Source organism: Granulicella rosea (genome assembly GCF_900188085.1).
In the GTDB taxonomy this organism is placed as follows: Bacteria; Acidobacteriota; Terriglobia; order Terriglobales; family Acidobacteriaceae; genus Edaphobacter; species Edaphobacter rosea.
The window spans coordinates 784,653-800,767 of sequence record NZ_FZOU01000001.1 but is presented as its reverse complement, the minus strand read 5'-3'; the positions used below and the strand labels follow the sequence as shown (position 1 = coordinate 800,767).

Below are 16,115 nucleotides of genomic sequence, written 5' to 3'. Positions count from 1 at the left end.
CGCCCGCATGCCTCTGCTTCAGATCGTCATCATTCTCATCGTCGTCGGAGTCCTGCTCGGCCTCGTCAACCGCTACATCCCCATGGCCTCGAGCATCAAGTCCATCCTGAACGGCGTGGTTGTGATCGCGGTCGTCATCTGGCTGCTGCAGCTCTTCGGCGTGCTCGGTTCACTGAACAACATTCACATCGGCCGGTAGACTACGCGACAACGCCCCGGCGTCGAAACTCCCGTCACCGCCTGCCGCAGTGCGATACGCTGGATGCGGTAGGCGGGAGTGCGCCGTGCCGGTTCCGGCTCCAGAGACAGACCACTCCCGCCCTGGAGACCCATGGGAACTTTGCGCCTGCTGCTCGCGATCGCCGTAATTCTGGCTCATATTCCAGGCGTCTCATATCGCGCAACCGGAGGCGAGACCTCCGTTCAGTGCTTCTACATCATCTCCGGCTTCTTCATCGCGATGATTCTCGACCGAAAATATAACAAGCCCGGCGATCTCAGGCTCTTTACTCGAACCGGCTGCTGAGAATCTTCAGCGTCTACTGGTTCTTTCCTCTTCCACCCTCTTGCGATTGTGCTGGTGGGCCACGCTCTCGCCCATCACACGCAACTCCCTGTCCAGACGATCGCCATTCTCGCGCTCTCGATCGCGGTCGCCTTCCTCACCGCTCGATACCTGGACGCCCCCATCGACCGGTTCCGGCAGATGCGCCTTCAACGCAGGCGCAGCCGGGCTGTGGCGAGCGTCTAACGAGCCGAGGCGACGATACCGAACCGCTGGAGCAACGAAAGCATCTAAAAGTAAGCATGTCCGATTCCCCCGCGCCAATCACCGCCCGCTCCATCTTCAGCCAGGGCTCCTACGCGCGCTTCTGGTTCGCGCGCATCTGCTCGACCGTCGCGTTCCAGATGACGGCAGTTGCAGTGGGCTGGCAGCTCTATGCCTTGACGCACAGCACCTTCGCGCTCGGCATGGCGGGTCTGGCGCAGTTCCTGCCCATGCTGCTGCTCACGCTCGTCACGGGGCAGACGGCGGACCGCTTCAACCGCAAGAACATCAACACCATCTGCCAGACGACCGAGGCGACGGCCATGATCGTCCTCGCCCTCAGCAGCCACCTGGGATGGCTCCATCCCGCGGGTATCTACACCGCGGTGGCGGCCATCGGAGCCTGCCGTGCGTTCGAAGGCCCGTCGACGCAGGCGTTGCTGCCCGGACTGATCCCGGAGAACATGCTGCCCACGGCGATCGCATGGTCGGCCTCGGCGAACCAGACCGCGTCGATCGTCGGCCCGGCGCTCGGCGGCCTGCTCTACGCTCTGGGTGCGACTGTGCCGTATGCGGCGTGCGCGGCTCTCTTCGCGACCGCGTCCATGCTGTCGTTTTCGCTGGTCAGCAGCCGCAGGACGCCGCCGCGCACGCCGGTCACGCTGGACTCGCTCTTCTCCGGCATCCGCTACATCGCCGAGCGCAAGAACATCCTCGGCGCCATCTCGCTCGACCTCTTCGCCGTGCTGCTGGGCGGCGCGACGGCGCTGCTGCCCGCCTATGCGCGCGACATCCTGCATACCGGCCCGTGGGGCCTCGGTCTGCTGCGGCTGGCCCCGGCCATCGGAGCGCTCAGCACGTCGATCTTTCTGGCGCACAACCCCATCCGGCGACAGGCCGGCCGGCGCATGTTCCTGGCCGTCATCGTCTTCGGACTCGCGACTGTCTCGTTCGCCTTTTCACGCTCCATCTGGCTCTCGATGGCGATCCTCAGCGTGCTGGGCGCGGCCGATGTCGTCAGCGTCGTCGTGCGCTCGTCGCTCGTGCAGTTGGAGACGCCGGACGCCATGCGCGGCCGCGTCAGCGCGGTCAACTCGCTCTTCATCGGCACGTCGAACCAGCTCGGCGAGTTCGAATCCGGCCTGACGGCGTCGTGGTTCGGCATCGTTCCCGCAACGGTCATCGGCGGTATCGGCAGCATTGCGGTCGCGCTGATCTGGATGGGACTCTTCCCCGGCCTGCGCAGACTGGAGACGCTCAGCGCCAATACCGCGCCTGCCGTCGAGCCGGAGACCGCCAAGACCACACCGTAACTAATGCACCGGGCCGGCTACGGAACCAAGCAGATACGCCGGGTCCGGCCAGTCCCGGCTGACGAGTCCGCGCTCGGTCAGCAGTTCGTAGATGGTCGAGACCAATCCGCCCGGACCGCTGTCTGTCGCGACGGTTGCGTCCGCGCCGCCATGCGGGCCGGCGTCGAAGCCGTTCATCTTCACGATCAGCAACGCCGGTTGCTTCGACCGGATCGAGTCGATCCAGTCCTGGCGCATCGTCTCTGGAATCGTGTGGCAGAGCACGACCAGGTCGCTCGTCAGCAGCGGCACATCGCCATGACTGACGATGTGGCCGTCGAAGGGATAGACCTTTGCCGTCGCGATCGCCCAGAAATGATGCAGCACCAGCGCTCGAGAGGAGAGCACGGCTTCATCGTTTCCGATCAACAGAACTCGCGCAAGCGTAGTCATTCCACGAGATTAGACCTCTTTCCTTCCAGGAGCCGTACGCTTCCAACCTACTTTTCCTGTCATCAAATTGTGGCCCGCAAAGCTGAAGTAGCCCGAACACTTACCGCCACCGCACCAGAAAGCTGCGCTCATCGCCTTCGAGCGGCGCCAGGGCGACCTCCGCATCGGCCCGGTCGATCACGCTCGCGAACTTGTCGCCCCATTCGACGAGCACCAGCGCGTCCGGCTGATCGATCATCTCCTCGAGATGCAGCGATGCCAGGTCGCGCTCGGTCTCCAGCCGGTAGAGATCGAGATGGTAGAGCCGCACCGGCTTGCCGAACTGCACGCCGTCGTACTCATGCACCAGCGTGAAGGTCGGACTGGTGACCTCCTCCGGCTCGCCCGCGCGCAACGCCTTCACCCAGCCTTTGACCAGCGTCGTCTTGCCCGCGCCCAGTTCGCCGCGCAGCACGACCAGCCGCGGCGCAGGCAGCAGCTCGGCGATGGTCTCCGCAATCGCCAGCGTGCCATTCACCGACCGCGTCTTGAACCGCTTCTCCCGCGTGTACTCGACCATTCCTACCTCACTCCAAATGTTTGGGTGCCCCATCCTTCGCGTCTTTGCGAAGGGTGGGACGTAAACAGACCGGGCCTGGACGGTATACATCCCACCCTTCCGATAAAGCCGGAAGGATGGGGCGCCCCGGCATTCTTTACTCGACCACTGACTTCACCGGCGGCCGCAGCCCGGCTACCCACACAAATCCATCCTCATCCGCCACGCGGTACCGGAAAGCATCGCTCAGATGCGCGAGCGTATCGGTCGCCAGCACCGTGTGCTCGTCCATCGCCTGCGCGGCGAAGTCCCCGGCGAGCCCATGCAGATACACCGCCGCCTCCACCGCCTCGGCCACGCGATCCGGAAACTGCGCGACCATCGCCGCGACGATGCCGGTCAGGATGTCGCCGCTACCGCCCTTCGCCATCGCCGGGTTGCCCGTCGTATTCACCGCGATACGGCCGTCGGGATGCGCGATCAGCGTGCGCCAGCCCTTTAGCACCAGCGTGACGCCGTGCTCCGTCGCAAACCTGCGCGCCAGCCCGATGCGATCCGCCTCCACCTCCGGCACCGTCAGCCCGGCGAGCCGGCCCATCTCGCCGGGGTGCGGCGTCAGAACGACCGGACGGCCCTCCGCCGCTGCCGCCTTCAACAGCTCCGTCTCCCCCGCGAAGGCGTTCAGCGCGTCGGCGTCGATCACCACCGGAACGGAGGTCTTCCGCACCATGCCCCGCGCGAACTCCGGCGCTCCCGGCTTCTGCGAAAGCCCCGGCCCGATCGCCAGCACCTTGATCCCCTTCATCAGCTCCTCCAGGCACTCATTCGCCAGATTTAGCGGAGAGGCGACGCCCCAATCCTCGCCCGAGCGTGGCGCAGGCGCCTGCTTCAGCCCGCGCACCATCAGCTCCGGCGTAATCCGCCCCACCGCCTCGACGATGCAATGCGGCACCGCCGCCGTCACCAGCCCCGCCCCCGCCCGCAGCGCAGCCAGCGAGGCCATCGACGGCGCGCCCGACGTGCCGTAGCTGCCGCCCACCAGCAGCACATGGCCGAACTTGCCCTTATTCGAGTTGATCCCGCGCGGCTTCTCGGCAATCGACTTCGCCGCGCCGCCCCAGTGCAGGTTCGTCTGCGAGACGACCGCCGCTTCCGGCGAGCCGATCTCCGCCACCACCACCGGCCCAAAGATAGCTGAGGTCAGGTGTCCGAAGACATGCGCCAGCTTGGGCGCGGTAAAGGTCACGACCGCATCCGCGCGGAAGGCGCCCGCGACGGTCTCGGCCATTGAGTCGGCATCCCAGCCGCTGGGCAGATCGACCGCGACGACCGGCACGGAGACAGCCTCCAACGTCGCACGAACCACCAGCGGCAGCCCACGCAGCGGCGGCTTGAACCCCGTTCCGACAACCGCGTCCAACAGCAGGTCGGCCTCGCCCAGGAGCTCGACCAGACCCTCCTCCAGACCTTCGGCGCCCTCGAAGAGCTCCTCGACGATCTCGTCCGAGGTGGCTTCCTTCAACTCGGCCAGCGCAGTCGCGGCCTCGCCCTTCACGTCTTCCTCGGCGCCCAGCAGCAGCACGCGGACGCCCACGCCTTCGCCTGCCAGCACCCGCGCCGCGACGAATCCATCGCCGCCGTTATTGCCCTTGCCGCACAGCACCATCACCCGCGCGGCCAGCGGATACTGCCGCAGACAGAACCGCGCCACCGCCTCGCCCGCCGACGCCATCAGTTCGCCGATCGGGACGCCTGCCTCCACCGACCGTTTGTCCGCCGCACCCATCTCCGCCGCTGTCAGAATCTTCATCTCTTCACCATAGTCAACCCGCCGTCCCATCACAAACGTTCCATCACAAACACCTGCAGCCGGGGACTAAGATGTGTAGATGCCGATGCCCTCCATCGCGACCGGTCTCTCCGAGCCAACCGGGCAAGGCCTCAAGCAGTTCTTCGAGCTTGGCTCGGCGTTCCTGCTCTCCGCCTGCATCGGAGTTGAGCGCGAGATCCGCAAGAAGGGCGCCGGACTGCGCACCATCACGCTGGTCGGCACCTCCGCCGCGCTCTTCCTGCTCATCTCCAAATACGGCTTCACCGACGTGCTCTCGCAGGGAACGATCGAGCTCGACCCTTCGCGCGTCGCGGCGCAGATCGTCACCGGCATCGGCTTCATCGGGGCCGGCGTCATCTTTGTCAAGCAGGATAGCGTCCACGGCCTGACCACCGCCGCCACCGTCTGGCTGGCGACCGCCGTCGGCATGGCCTGCGGAGCGGGTCTGCTCTGGCTGGCGCTCGCGACCACCGCAGCCTACTTCGTGGTGGCGATTCCCTTCCGTAGCCTGGCGTTCTGGCTGGTCCAGCGGTATCCCGATAAACGGCCACCCGTCGACCCGGCCGCCGTCCATCATGACGACTAGAGGTAAAGGTCCGGCGAAAACTCATTCAACTGGCACACTCTTTCCCTATTGCACGTTCGAGTCACCCTAAAGAGTCTTCCGCCTGTGTAGAATTTCGGAGTAGAGTATTTTCACTACTTGCAAAGCGAAAGATCAGGAGATACGAGAGAGCCATGAAGTTGACACCCGGAAAACTCGCAGGACTTAAGGCCGTCTCGGACGCCCGCGGCGTCGTCGCCGCAGCCGCCATGGATCAGCGCGGCTCCCTTCAGAAGTCCCTCGCCAAGGAGCGCGGCGGCATCGTCACGCACGAGGACCTCGGCCGCTTCAAGACGCTCGTCACGGACGTCCTCACGCGCCACGCCTCGGCCATCCTGCTGGACCCCGAGTTCGGCCTCGAAGCGGCGAAGAACCGCAACTCCGCCGGCCTGCTGCTCGCGTATGAGAAGACCGGCTACGACGCCGCCACGCCCGGACGTCTGCCCGACCTGCTCGATGTGTGGTCCGTCCGCCGCCTGAAGGAAGCCGGCGCCGACTGTATCAAGATCCTGCTCTACTACACCCCGTTCGAAAAGACCGCGGTCAACGACCTGAAGCACGCCTGGATCGAGCGCATCGGCGATGAGTGCATCGCGCACGACATCCCGTTCTTCCTCGAGTTCGTCGGCTACGACGCCGAGGGTGGCGACGAGAAGTCGCTCGCGTACGCGAAGAAGAAGCCGTCCATCGTCTCGGGCTCCATGGCCGAGTTCGGCAAGGAGCGCTACAACGTCGACGTCCTGAAGGTCGAGGTGCCGATCGAGATGAGCTACGTCGCCGGCACGCGCTCGTTCAAGGGCGAGGCCGCCTACACCCGCGCCGAGGCGCTGCAGCACTTCCGCGATGCCGAGACGATGACGCACAAGCCGTTCATCTACCTCTCGGCCGGCGTGTCGAACCCCACCTTCATCGAGACCCTCGAGCTCGCGGCCGAGTCCGGCACGAAGTTCAACGGCGTCCTGTGCGGCCGCGCGACGTGGAAGGAAGGCATCCCGATCTTCGCCAAGCACGGCGAAAAGGCCTTCCTCGACTGGCTCGAGACCGTGGGCGTCGAGAACATCGGCAACGTGAACGAAGCGCTGAAGGCCGCCAGCCCCTGGTATCTGAAGTACGGCGTCAACAGCCTGGCTGAACTGGGCTAAGCTCTTCCAGTTCCAAAGCGGAAGGCCGTGGCAATCCGCCACGGCCTTTTCTGTTGCGCACTTCGCGGCCCTCAGCGAATCAGTTCGACCTGAACCCCAAGCTGGAGCTTTTTCCACGCGCGATCCGTCGTCCAGACGACGGCGTTCATGCTCTCCGCCAAGGCGATGCAGGCGCGATCACCGAGTGAGAGACCAAGCGCAGACGTCTCCGGATACAGTTCCGCGGACCGCAATGCCAGCCCCTTATCGAAGGGGACGACAAATTGCAGGAGCGGCTGAACCGCGGCGGATGCTTGCGAAAACACCACGCCGTTGCGGATGAGTTTGGCTACGACCTCCGAGAAATTGACCGAGCCAATCCATATCGGAGCTAGCCCGTCCTGGAGTAACGTCATCACTCGATCTCCGCCAGGCTCATGTTGCAACATGGCCAGCACAGCAGAGGCATCCAGCACAATACTATCCACGCTCTTGCTCCCGCTGGAACTCCAGTCTTCGCTCCGCAATCAACTCATCGGATAGACTGCGGCTCGGATCCACATACTTCCTGACGATCGCCTGAGACTTGAGCAGCGCCTGCCGCATGGTCTGAATATGCAGTCCCTCATCGTCAAGACTCATGGTCAATATCTCGCCGCCTTTTAATCCCATCGCCCGCCGATAAGTGGCGGGTATCACGATTCTGCCATTCGCGCTCACTTGCGCCTTTTCTACGCTCATGGTCCACCTCTTTCCATATCATGCCACATCGCGGCACATCTGACATGCATGCTTAGACTGAGGGACTCGCAAGCGGTGTATCCCGTTGTAATATGAACCCATCACCAACAAACGGGCCTGTTCCAACCGCGCGAACCATCGCCAACGGCAGATCCATACCACTTCGCACGCCGCTCACTTCAGAGGATTCCGATGCGTCCGTTTCGCGTTCTGCCGCTCCTGCTCTGCCTTGCCGCACTTCCTGCCCGTGCCCAGTATGTCGTGAAGAAGGTCGTCTTCATCGGCGCCGCGCCCTATGAGGAGGCCGATCTGCAGGCCATCGCCGCGCTACCCGCCGGAACCGCTCTGTCGAAGGCCGACATGAAGACCGTCACCCAGCGGATCGTCGACACCGGCTACTTCGACGATGTGCAGAACACGCTCGACGGGCCGTTCAAGGCAGTCGAGGTCCGCTTCAAGGTGAAGCCAACCGACCAGACCAAGCTCATGCGTGCGGGCTTTGAAAACATCGTCTGGATGCAGCCGGAGGAGCTTTCCGCCGCGCTGGCCGCCAAGCTGCCGCTCTTCGCGCACGGGCTGCCGGAGGCCGGGCAGACGCAGGCGCGCGTGGACGCCGCGCTGACCGAGATCCTCGCCGCGAAGGGCGTGACCGCCACCGTCTCGCACGCCATCGTCGAACCCTCGACCGGCCACCCGCTGCGCGTGGTCGAGTACAAGGTCGAGAGTCCTGCCGTCGTGCTGCATGGCGCGCACCTCTCCGGCGTGGCGACCGAGATGGTGCCCGCCATCCGCGCCGCGTTGACCCGCAACAACGGCACGCGCTACAACGAAGGTCTCGCCGGCGTCACATCCGCGGCGCGGCTGCTTCAGCCCTACTCCGACCTCGGCTACATCGACGCGCGGCTCGACCACCTGACCCGCGCCGTCGTTCCTGGCGCCGATGAGAAGCACGTGCAGGTCGACATTACCGCCGCGGTCGTCGCGGGCGATGCCTACAAGGTCAGCGCGCTCAACTACGCCGGAACGCCGGTGGTCAGCGCGGAGGACTTCGCGAAGACCGTGAAGCTGAAGCCCGGCGACATCGCCTCCGGCAAAGCCCTCTTCGCCTCGCTCGCGCCCGTGACCGTCGCCTATCACGGCAAGGGATACATGGACGCCGTGGTCGACGCCACGCCGGTCGAAGACGCCGCCACCCACCAGGTCGCCTACACCGTCACCGTCATTCCGGGCGACGTATACAAGCTGCGCAACATCACCGTCAAAGGCCTGACGCCTGAGCTGACCGCGAAGTTCAACTCCCTGTTTCAGCTTCACTCCGGCGACGTCTACAGCGAGACCGCGGTCACCGGCTTTTTCAAGCAGCACATCGCCAATCCTCCGTTTCAGGGCTACGGCGGGGCCTACGACGCGGTGGCCGACCCGGACACGCACCTGCTCGACCTGACCGTTACCTTCTTCCACAACTAACGCCTTCGATACCCGGGAGAAGAGCGCATGAGAACTTTGCTACTCGCCGTCTTATCCGCCGTGCTGCTGCCGGCCGCGGCCGCCGCACAGAGCTACACGCCCAGGACGATCACCTTCACCGGCGCCCCGGCCTACAGCTCGCAGGATCTGCTGCAGGCCACCGGTCTCACCGCTGGAAAGCCCGTCTCGAAGGCCGACATCCAACTGGCCTTGCAGGCGCTTGACGACACCGGCCTCTTCGCGAACATGCGCTACAACGTCAGCGACGCGGCGCTCGTCTTCACCCTGACGCCGCAGCCCGACAAGCTGATGCTGCCCGCAAACTACACCAACTTCATCGTGCTGGACACGGACAAGATCACATCGCTCGTCCATGCGCGCGTACCGCTCTTCACCGGCAAGGTGCCGAATGTCGGCAATCTGCAGCAGGCCGTGCAGGACGCACTCACCGCTATCCTCAAGGAGAAAGGCATCGCCGCCCATGTGGACGCGATCCAGAATCACGACCGGCACGGCGAGACCATGGCCTTTTCCATCGCCGACCCGCCCGTTCACATGCGCTCATTGAAGGTCGACGCGGTCTCCCCCGCAGCCCAGGCCGAGATCGCGAAGATCGCCGCGACCTACGCCGGCAAGGACTTCGACCTCTCCTCCGGGCCTTACATCCAGGGCCGCCTCGCGGACGCCTACCGCGACCTGGGCTTCCTCGACATCGCCATCGACCCCGTCGCCTACGGCGCGCCGGTCGTGACGCCGGCCGCGATCCTGACCGACGTGACCACCACCGCGCGCGAGGGCAGACTATACCACCTCACCCGCTTCGAATTCCCCGCCAGCCCCATCGTTCCAGCGGGCGACTTCGCCAACGACGCGCAGATTAAGCCGGGCGGCGCCGCATCGCGCGTGCTCCTGCTTTCGACTACCGCCCGCGTCGACGGGGAGTTTCAAAAGCGCGGCTATCTCGACGCGAAGGTCACCCTGACCGAACACAAGGACGCTGCCGCCCACACCATCGGCTACACGTATGCCGCCGAACCCGGCGAGCAGTACCACCTCGAAGCCGTCCACACCGAAGGCTTCACCCCGCAGCAGCAGAAGGAGTTCGACAGCCGCTGGAAGATGAAGCCCGGCGCACCCTATGACGGCGAGTACGCCGAGTTCTTTATGGATCGCAACGCGGCCCTGTTTCAGGGCTATACCTCGAAGGCGCGGCTGGAGCCCAACCGCGCGGCGCACACCGTCATCGTCACCTACACGGTGACCAGGCGGTAGGCTACTCCCACTCGATCGTGCCCGGCGGCTTGCTCGTGATGTCGTAGACGACGCGGTTGATGCCGCGCACCTCGCTCACGATACGGCTGGAGATCTTCCGCAGCAGCTCGTACGGCAGGGGCGCCCAGTCGGCGGTCATGCCGTCCTCGCTCTCCACCGCGCGGATGACGCAGGTGTTCGCATACGTGCGCTGGTCGCCCATCACGCCGACGGATTTGACCGGCAGCAGCACCGCGAAGCTCTGCCACACCTTGCGGTAGAGGCCCGCCGCCTTGATCTCGGCGACGACGATCTCGTCGGCCTCCTGCAGGATCGCCACTCGCTCGGCCGTTACCTCACCCAGAATGCGGACCGCGAGGCCCGGCCCCGGAAAGGGCTGGCGCTCGATGATCTCCTCCGGCATGCCGAGGTCGCGGCCGATGCGCCGCACCTCATCCTTGAACAGGTCGCGCAGCGGCTCGATCAGCTTCAGCTTCATATCCGCCGGCAGACCGCCGACGTTGTGATGGCTCTTGATGGTCTGCGACGGGCCTTTCACGCTGCTGGATTCGATGACGTCGGGGTACAACGTGCCCTGCACCAGCCACGCAATCTCCTCGCCGCCAGCCTTTTCAGCTTCAAAGATCTTCTTCGCCTCATCGTCGAAGACCGCGATGAACTCGCCGCCGATGGCCTTGCGCTTCTGCTCCGGATCGGTGACCCCGGCCAGCTTCGCCAGGAACCGCTCGCTCGCATCCACGCCGACGACGTTCAGCCCAAGCTGCTCGGTCATCGTCTTCTGCACCTTCGCGAACTCGTCCTTGCGCAGCACGCCGTTGTTGACGAAGATGCAGGTCAGCCGGTCGCCGATCGCCTTCGCCACCAGCACCGCCGCGACCGACGAGTCCACGCCGCCGCTCAGCCCGCAGATCGCGTGGCCCTCGCCGACCTGCGCGCGCACCCGCTCCACTGTCGTCTGGATGAAATGCTCAGGCGTCCAGTCCGCCGTCGCGCCGCAGATGTCGAGCGCGAAGTTCCGCAGCAGCTCCATGCCCTGCCGCGTGTGGGCGACCTCAGGGTGGAACTGCACGGCGTAGATCTTCTTCCCTTCGTTCGCAATGCCCGCGACCGCGGTCGGCGTCCTGGCCGTCAGCTCGAAGCCCTCGGGCAGCGCGACGGCGTGGTCGCCATGCGACATCCACACGTTGATCTCGGACGGCAGACCGCTGAAGAGCGGCGTCTCGGCGACGATCGCGACCTCCGCATGGCCGTACTCGCGCTGCGCGGCACTCTCCACCTTGCCGCCGAGATGATGCGTGATGAACTGCAGCCCATAGCAGATGCCGAGCACCGGCAGTCCCATCGCCAGCACGGCGGGGTCGGCCGCGGGCGAGTCCGGATCGTACACCGAGCACGGCCCACCCGACAGAATTACACCCTTCGGGTTGAGCGCCTTCACCTGGTCGAGCGGCGTCGTGCAGGGCAGCACAACGGAAAAGACGTTGAACTCGCGAATGCGCCGTGCGATCAACTGCGTGTACTGCGAACCAAAATCCAGAATGACTATCGTCGAAGTGTCCATCGTCTTACCAGTGTAAAGCCGTGGGCCTTACACTACGAGAACACCCATCGAGGAAAGCCAGCCGTGACCGCCAGCTCCATCCGCTTCGCCATCGCCCTGCCCATCGCCGCGCTGCTGGTCTCGCTCCTGCTGCTCTTGCCGTATGCGTCCTCGCTTGCGGCGCAGATGAAGGCCGCCGTCTCTCCCATGACCGCCGCACCCGCCACGGCTCCTGTCGCGCATGGAGAGGAGGAACGCCGCTACGCACAGGTCGCCGCGCTGAACCTGCCGGCGCTGCTGGCCGAACTACCCACCGCGCTCGTCGGCGACGACCGCAGCTCCTGGTCGCCAGCGGGCATGGACTTCCGCGTCTGGCGCGCGCTCAGCTATCCGGTGGTGGGACTGTTCTTCTGGTGGCTGGTCGGCCGCGGCGCCGACGCGCTGCGCAGGCCCGCCGCCACATTGAGATGGCCGGAGACGGCCTTCGCGGCCTTACTCTTCATCGCAGGCGTCCTGTTCTGGATCGGCTGGTTCACCGGCACGACCGCCGAAGACCGCGCCGACACGAATCTGCATTGGATCGGCCTGGGCGTCCTGCTGTGGTTGCTGCTCGAAGCGATTCCGCTCACGGCCGGCGCGCTGCAGTTGCGCGAACGGCGCGCGAGCAGCCGCGCCCCGGGCGGATCCGGCAAACGCAGGCGTTAGTTCGGGTCCTTGGCCCGCGTATTCTGCACGCCGGTCACAATGCCCACGCCGATCAGCAGAATCACCACACCAATTACCCACTGGTCTGGAATGTGCATCAGGTGTGCAATGTAAGCAACTCCGATAATCAGAACCAGATACCCAACCGCATAGAGTCCAAACGACATACGAGCCTCCGCAAACGTAGTTTCAGCGACTTACGTTGAGATGCAGATTTTCGCTCGCCCACCGGCAATTATTTCTCCTCGTACGCACGCCACAAGGAAAGGTAGCCCACCAGCCGCGCGACGTGGAAGAAGTCCGACCCCAGCAGGTACAGCACCGCCACGCCCGCCCACCAGCACGCCAGAAACTCCTGCGTCTCGACCGTCTCGAACGGCAGCGGACAGGCCGAGAAGACCATCGCCAGCACAATCAGCGCAATCTTCACGATGCCCATGACCAGGTTGATCTCGACCAGCTTGCCCTTTAGCGGGCCGAGCCGCAACCCCGCCCTGAGGCTCGCCGCCGGGCCCAGGTCGCGCAGCATCGCCAGCAGCGGGGCGACCGAAAACACCCAGCTCACCGCCGCCCACAGGACGAACAGCACGATGGTCGACACGATGACGATCGCGCAGTAGAGCACGAGGTTCGGCTCCTGCCCCAGAGCGATCGGCGACTGGATCGCCACCCGAGCGGCCCACATCAGCAACCAGAACCACACCCCGAAGCTGCCCACCAGCGCTGCCGTGCGGATCGCCTGCAGGATCATCAGCGTCAGCGGACGCGCATGCAGCAGCGGGTCCGCGCGGCGCAGCACCACCGTCCGGCCGAACGACGACGCCACCACGAACGCCACGATCAGCACCGGCACGAGCCACGCCGCCAGATGCGCCAGATCGGGCCACACGACGCCCAGCGCGCCGGTGAACTTACCCACCACTCCCAGCGGATCGGCCGAGAGCGCCCCGACCGGGTCGAGCAGCAGCTTGCGATCCAGCCCCAGCCGAGCCGGATCCAGCGTGCCGTCGGTGTGGCGCAGCAGGATCGCCCGCACCTGCGTCACCGACACCCACAACGCGGGGATGCCGACGACCCAGCGCCAAAGCACCTCCAGCCCCGTGAGAGAAGGCCGCGACCAGCACGAACTCAGCGTATGGACGAACGACTGCGTCCCACGCACCGGCGTTGCGGAGTGAGCCGTCATTACTTCACGACCAGATTCACGAGCTTGCCCGGCACGACGATCAGCTTCACCAGCGTCTTGCCAGCGATGCGCGCCGCGACCTTTTCGTCCGCCTGCGCAGCCGCTTCGACCGCCGCCTTGTCGCTGCCAACCGCCAGCTTCACGACCGAGACGAGCTTGCCGTTCACCTGCACCGGAATCTCCATCTCGCTCTCGCGCGCCAGCTCCTCGTTCGCGACCGGCCACTCGGTGCGAAAGACCACGCCCTCGCCGCCGATGCGCTCCCACATCTCCGCCGCGAAGAACGGCGCGAAGGGCGCGAGCATCAGGATGAGATTGCGGAAGACCTCGCGCACCGCCGCGCCCGAGATCTCGCCCGCGTCCATCGCGGCCTCGGATGCGGCGATCTCATTGACCAGCTCCATGACCGCCGCGATGCAGGTATTGAAGTGCCAGCGGCCGCTGAAGTCCTGCGTGATCTTCGCGATGGTCTGGTGCAGCTTGCGCAGCAACTTCGCCTCCGCCGCAGAGCCGGAGGTCTCCGCGCGTGAGATGTCCGCATACTTCGTCGTCAGCCGATACACGCGGCTGAGGAAGCGCGAGATGCCCGCGACACCCTCCTCCTGCCACTCCAGGTCGCGGTCCGGCGGCGCCGCGAAGAGCGCGTACATGCGCGTCGCATCCGCGCCATAGCGCTCGATCATCAGGTCCGGGCTCACGACGTTGCCCTTGGACTTCGACATCTTCGCGCCGTCCTTGATGACCATGCCCTGCGTAAAGAGGCGCGCGGCGGGCTCGTCGTTGTCGATCAAGCCGAGGTCGCGCATCACCTTCGTCCAGAAGCGCGAGTAGATCAGGTGCAGAATCGCGTGCTCCACGCCGCCGATGTACTGGTCGATGGGGAACCAGTAGTTGGCCTTCGCCGAGTCGAACGGCGCCTGGTCGTTCTGCGCGTCGGTGTAGCGGTAGAAGTACCAGCTCGAATCGACGAAGGTGTCCATCGTGTCGGTCTCGCGCTTCGCCGGCTGACCGCACTTCGGGCAGGCAACGTTGACGAACTCCGGCACACGCCCGAGCGGCGAACCGCCCTGCTGGGTGATGTCCACCTGCGGCGGCAACAACACCGGAAGATCTTCGAGCGCGAGCGGCAACGGCTCCTCGGGCGAGCAGTCGCAGTAGACCATGGGGATCGGCGTGCCCCAGTACCGCTGGCGGCTGACGCCCCAGTCCTTCAACCGGTAAGTCACCGTCGCCGAACCGAACCCGCCGGCCTGAGCCAGCGCCGCCAGCTTCGGCTGCGCGTCGAGGCAGGCCTCGCCCGTCCACTCGCCCGACTCGATGAGCACAGCACCCTCCTCGGCAAGATACGGCAGCGGAAGCGCCTCCGCATCGGGATCGTCCTGGCTTGCAAGAGAGGCGGGCGCAATCACGCGCTTCACCGGCAGCCCGTACTTGGTCGCGAACTCGAAGTCCCGCTCGTCATGCGCCGGAACGCTCATGATCGCGCCCGTGCCGTAGTCGGCCAGGATGTAATTTGCAACCCAGATGGGCACAAATTCGCCGTTGAACGGATTGATGGCGAAACGGCCCGTCGGCACGCCGTGCTTCTCGATGGCGCCGATGTCGCCGGCCTCGCGCGCCTTCGCCTGCTGGGCGATCATCTCCTCGACGTTCGCGGCGAGCGTCGCATCTTCCGCGGCGAAGAGCTTTGTGATGGCGTGCTCCGGCGCAAGCTGCACCGAGGTCGCGCCGAAGATCGTATCCACGCGCGTGGTGAACACGGTAATCTTCTCGCCCTTGCCCGCGGAGCCCTCCGTGCGGCTCGCTCCCCCCTGCACGACGAAGTCGACCAACGTGCCTTCGCTGCGGCCGATCCAGTTGCGCTGCATGGTCCGCACCTTGTCGGGCCAGCCGTCGAGCTTGTCGAGGCCAGTCAGCAGCTCATCCGCGTACTTCGTGATGCGCAGGAACCACTGGGTCAGGTCACGCTGTTCGACCGGCGTATCCTCGTGGCGCCAGCAACAACCGTCAATGACCTGCTCGTTCGCGAGCACGGTCGCGCACTGCGTACACCAGTTCACCTTGCTCTTCTTGCGATAGGCCAGGCCCTTCTCGAACATCTTCAGAAAGAGCCACTGGTTCCACTTGTAGTAGTCGGGCAGGCAGGTCGTCACCTCGCGCGACCAGTCGTAGCTCAGCCCCATGCGCCGCATCTGCTTGCGCATGGCGGCGATGTTCGAGAGCGTCCACTCGCGCGGCGGCGTGTTGTTCTTGAGCGCGGCATTTTCGGCGGGCAGACCGAAGGCGTCCCAGCCCATCGGATGCAGGACGTTGTAGCCGCGCATCCACATGAAGCGCGCCAGCGCATCGCCGATGGCGTAGTTGCGCACATGCCCCATGTGCAACTGACCGCTCGGGTAGGGCAGCATCTCCAGGCAATAAAACTTCGGCTTGCCGGTCTCGTGCGTGTCGGCGGCGTAAAGGGTCGCGTCCGCGTCCCACGCTGCCTGCCACTTCGGTTCGATCTCTGCCGGGTTGTACCGGTCCTGCGGGAGTTCCACGTTCGTCTGCTCAGCCATAGATCTTCCATTGTAAAGAAGTGGCCGCGAACGCGCGT

The 16,115-nt window shown here is 65.2% G+C and carries 18 protein-coding genes; 9 read left to right on the top strand and 9 right to left on the bottom strand.

Annotated elements, in window-relative coordinates:
- The first annotated feature begins 7 nt into the window (after positions 1-7).
- The 4 genes from CHB87_RS03590 to CHB87_RS03580 all read left to right on the top strand — a co-directional run bounded on the left by CHB87_RS03590 (position 8) and on the right by CHB87_RS03580 (position 2,082).
- A complete protein-coding gene (locus CHB87_RS03590) occupies positions 8-199 on the top strand; it encodes a Thivi_2564 family membrane protein (RefSeq protein ID WP_089406993.1) in 192 nt (63 codons plus the stop codon).
- A 132-nt stretch (positions 200-331) separates the two neighbouring features.
- Positions 332-526, top strand: coding sequence for a hypothetical protein (locus tag CHB87_RS03585; RefSeq protein WP_142988194.1), 195 nt, complete (start codon positions 332-334; stop codon positions 524-526).
- Positions 527-580: 54 nt separating this feature from the next.
- A complete protein-coding gene (locus CHB87_RS22145; protein ID WP_176441560.1) occupies positions 581-751 on the top strand; it encodes a hypothetical protein in 171 nt (56 codons plus the stop codon).
- Between the two features lie 56 nt (positions 752-807).
- Positions 808-2,082: an MFS transporter gene (locus CHB87_RS03580; protein WP_089406991.1), complete on the top strand. Its 1,275-nt coding sequence runs from the start codon at positions 808-810 to the stop codon at positions 2,080-2,082.
- On the opposite strand, the gene CHB87_RS03575 is transcribed toward CHB87_RS03580, so the two are convergent.
- The 3 genes from CHB87_RS03575 to CHB87_RS03565 form a co-directional block, all read right to left on the bottom strand.
- Positions 2,083-2,469 carry a hypothetical protein gene (locus CHB87_RS03575; protein WP_142988193.1) on the bottom strand — a complete coding sequence of 129 codons (387 nt, stop codon included), beginning with the start codon at positions 2,467-2,469 and terminating at the stop codon, positions 2,083-2,085.
- A gap of 145 nt (positions 2,470-2,614) precedes the next feature.
- Positions 2,615-3,073 carry a tRNA (adenosine(37)-N6)-threonylcarbamoyltransferase complex ATPase subunit type 1 TsaE gene (gene tsaE, locus CHB87_RS03570; RefSeq protein ID WP_089406989.1) on the bottom strand — a complete coding sequence of 153 codons (459 nt, stop codon included), beginning with the start codon at positions 3,071-3,073 and terminating at the stop codon, positions 2,615-2,617.
- A 136-nt stretch (positions 3,074-3,209) separates the two neighbouring features.
- Positions 3,210-4,862 carry an NAD(P)H-hydrate dehydratase gene (locus CHB87_RS03565; protein ID WP_089407500.1) on the bottom strand — a complete coding sequence of 551 codons (1,653 nt, stop codon included), beginning with the start codon at positions 4,860-4,862 and terminating at the stop codon, positions 3,210-3,212.
- A 79-nt stretch (positions 4,863-4,941) separates the two neighbouring features.
- On the opposite strand from CHB87_RS03565, the gene CHB87_RS03560 reads away from it, so the two are divergent.
- Both CHB87_RS03560 and CHB87_RS03555 read left to right on the top strand, forming a co-directional pair.
- Positions 4,942-5,469, top strand: coding sequence for an MgtC/SapB family protein (locus CHB87_RS03560; RefSeq protein ID WP_245817791.1), 528 nt, complete (start codon positions 4,942-4,944; stop codon positions 5,467-5,469).
- Between the two features lie 152 nt (positions 5,470-5,621).
- Positions 5,622-6,629 (top strand): tagatose 1,6-diphosphate aldolase, encoded by a 1,008-nt coding sequence (locus CHB87_RS03555; protein ID WP_089406988.1) that lies wholly within the window; start codon positions 5,622-5,624, stop codon positions 6,627-6,629.
- A gap of 71 nt (positions 6,630-6,700) precedes the next feature.
- Here the strand turns inward: CHB87_RS03555 and CHB87_RS03550 are convergent, their stop codons facing one another.
- Positions 6,701-7,096, bottom strand: coding sequence for a type II toxin-antitoxin system VapC family toxin (locus CHB87_RS03550; protein ID WP_089406987.1), 396 nt, complete (start codon positions 7,094-7,096; stop codon positions 6,701-6,703).
- Entirely contained in the window at positions 7,089-7,349 is a 261-nt protein-coding gene (locus CHB87_RS03545) for an AbrB/MazE/SpoVT family DNA-binding domain-containing protein (RefSeq protein WP_089406986.1), read from the bottom strand. Before CHB87_RS03545 ends, CHB87_RS03550 begins: the two co-directional genes overlap by 8 nt.
- A gap of 192 nt (positions 7,350-7,541) precedes the next feature.
- Here CHB87_RS03545 and CHB87_RS03540 point away from each other — a divergent pair, with 192 nt between their 5' ends.
- Together CHB87_RS03540 and CHB87_RS03535 are read left to right on the top strand one after the other, a co-directional pair.
- Entirely contained in the window at positions 7,542-8,816 is a 1,275-nt protein-coding gene (locus tag CHB87_RS03540; protein ID WP_089406985.1) for a POTRA domain-containing protein, read from the top strand.
- A 27-nt stretch (positions 8,817-8,843) separates the two neighbouring features.
- Entirely contained in the window at positions 8,844-10,088 is a 1,245-nt protein-coding gene (locus tag CHB87_RS03535) for a BamA/TamA family outer membrane protein (RefSeq protein ID WP_142988192.1), read from the top strand.
- A gap of 1 nt (position 10,089) precedes the next feature.
- On the opposite strand, the gene guaA is transcribed toward CHB87_RS03535, so the two are convergent.
- Entirely contained in the window at positions 10,090-11,649 is a 1,560-nt protein-coding gene (guaA, locus tag CHB87_RS03530) for a glutamine-hydrolyzing GMP synthase (RefSeq protein WP_089406983.1), read from the bottom strand.
- A gap of 63 nt (positions 11,650-11,712) precedes the next feature.
- Between guaA and CHB87_RS03525 the strand changes: the two genes are divergently transcribed.
- Positions 11,713-12,333 (top strand): hypothetical protein, encoded by a 621-nt coding sequence (locus CHB87_RS03525; RefSeq protein WP_089406982.1) that lies wholly within the window; start codon positions 11,713-11,715, stop codon positions 12,331-12,333.
- On the opposite strand, the gene CHB87_RS22140 is transcribed toward CHB87_RS03525, so the two are convergent.
- The 3 genes from CHB87_RS22140 to leuS form a co-directional block, all read right to left on the bottom strand.
- The gene (locus tag CHB87_RS22140) at positions 12,330-12,500 is read right to left on the bottom strand and encodes a hypothetical protein (RefSeq protein ID WP_176441559.1); all 171 of its coding nucleotides are present in this window, start codon (positions 12,498-12,500) and stop codon (positions 12,330-12,332) included. The genes CHB87_RS03525 and CHB87_RS22140 overlap by 4 nt on opposite strands.
- A gap of 68 nt (positions 12,501-12,568) precedes the next feature.
- Complete coding sequence (locus tag CHB87_RS03520; protein ID WP_089406981.1) at positions 12,569-13,519, bottom strand: hypothetical protein; 951 nt, start codon at positions 13,517-13,519, stop codon at positions 12,569-12,571.
- Positions 13,519-16,077 (bottom strand): leucine--tRNA ligase, encoded by a 2,559-nt coding sequence (leuS, locus tag CHB87_RS03515; RefSeq protein WP_089406980.1) that lies wholly within the window; start codon positions 16,075-16,077, stop codon positions 13,519-13,521. Before leuS ends, CHB87_RS03520 begins: the two co-directional genes overlap by 1 nt.
- Between the last annotated feature and the right edge of the window lie 38 nt (positions 16,078-16,115).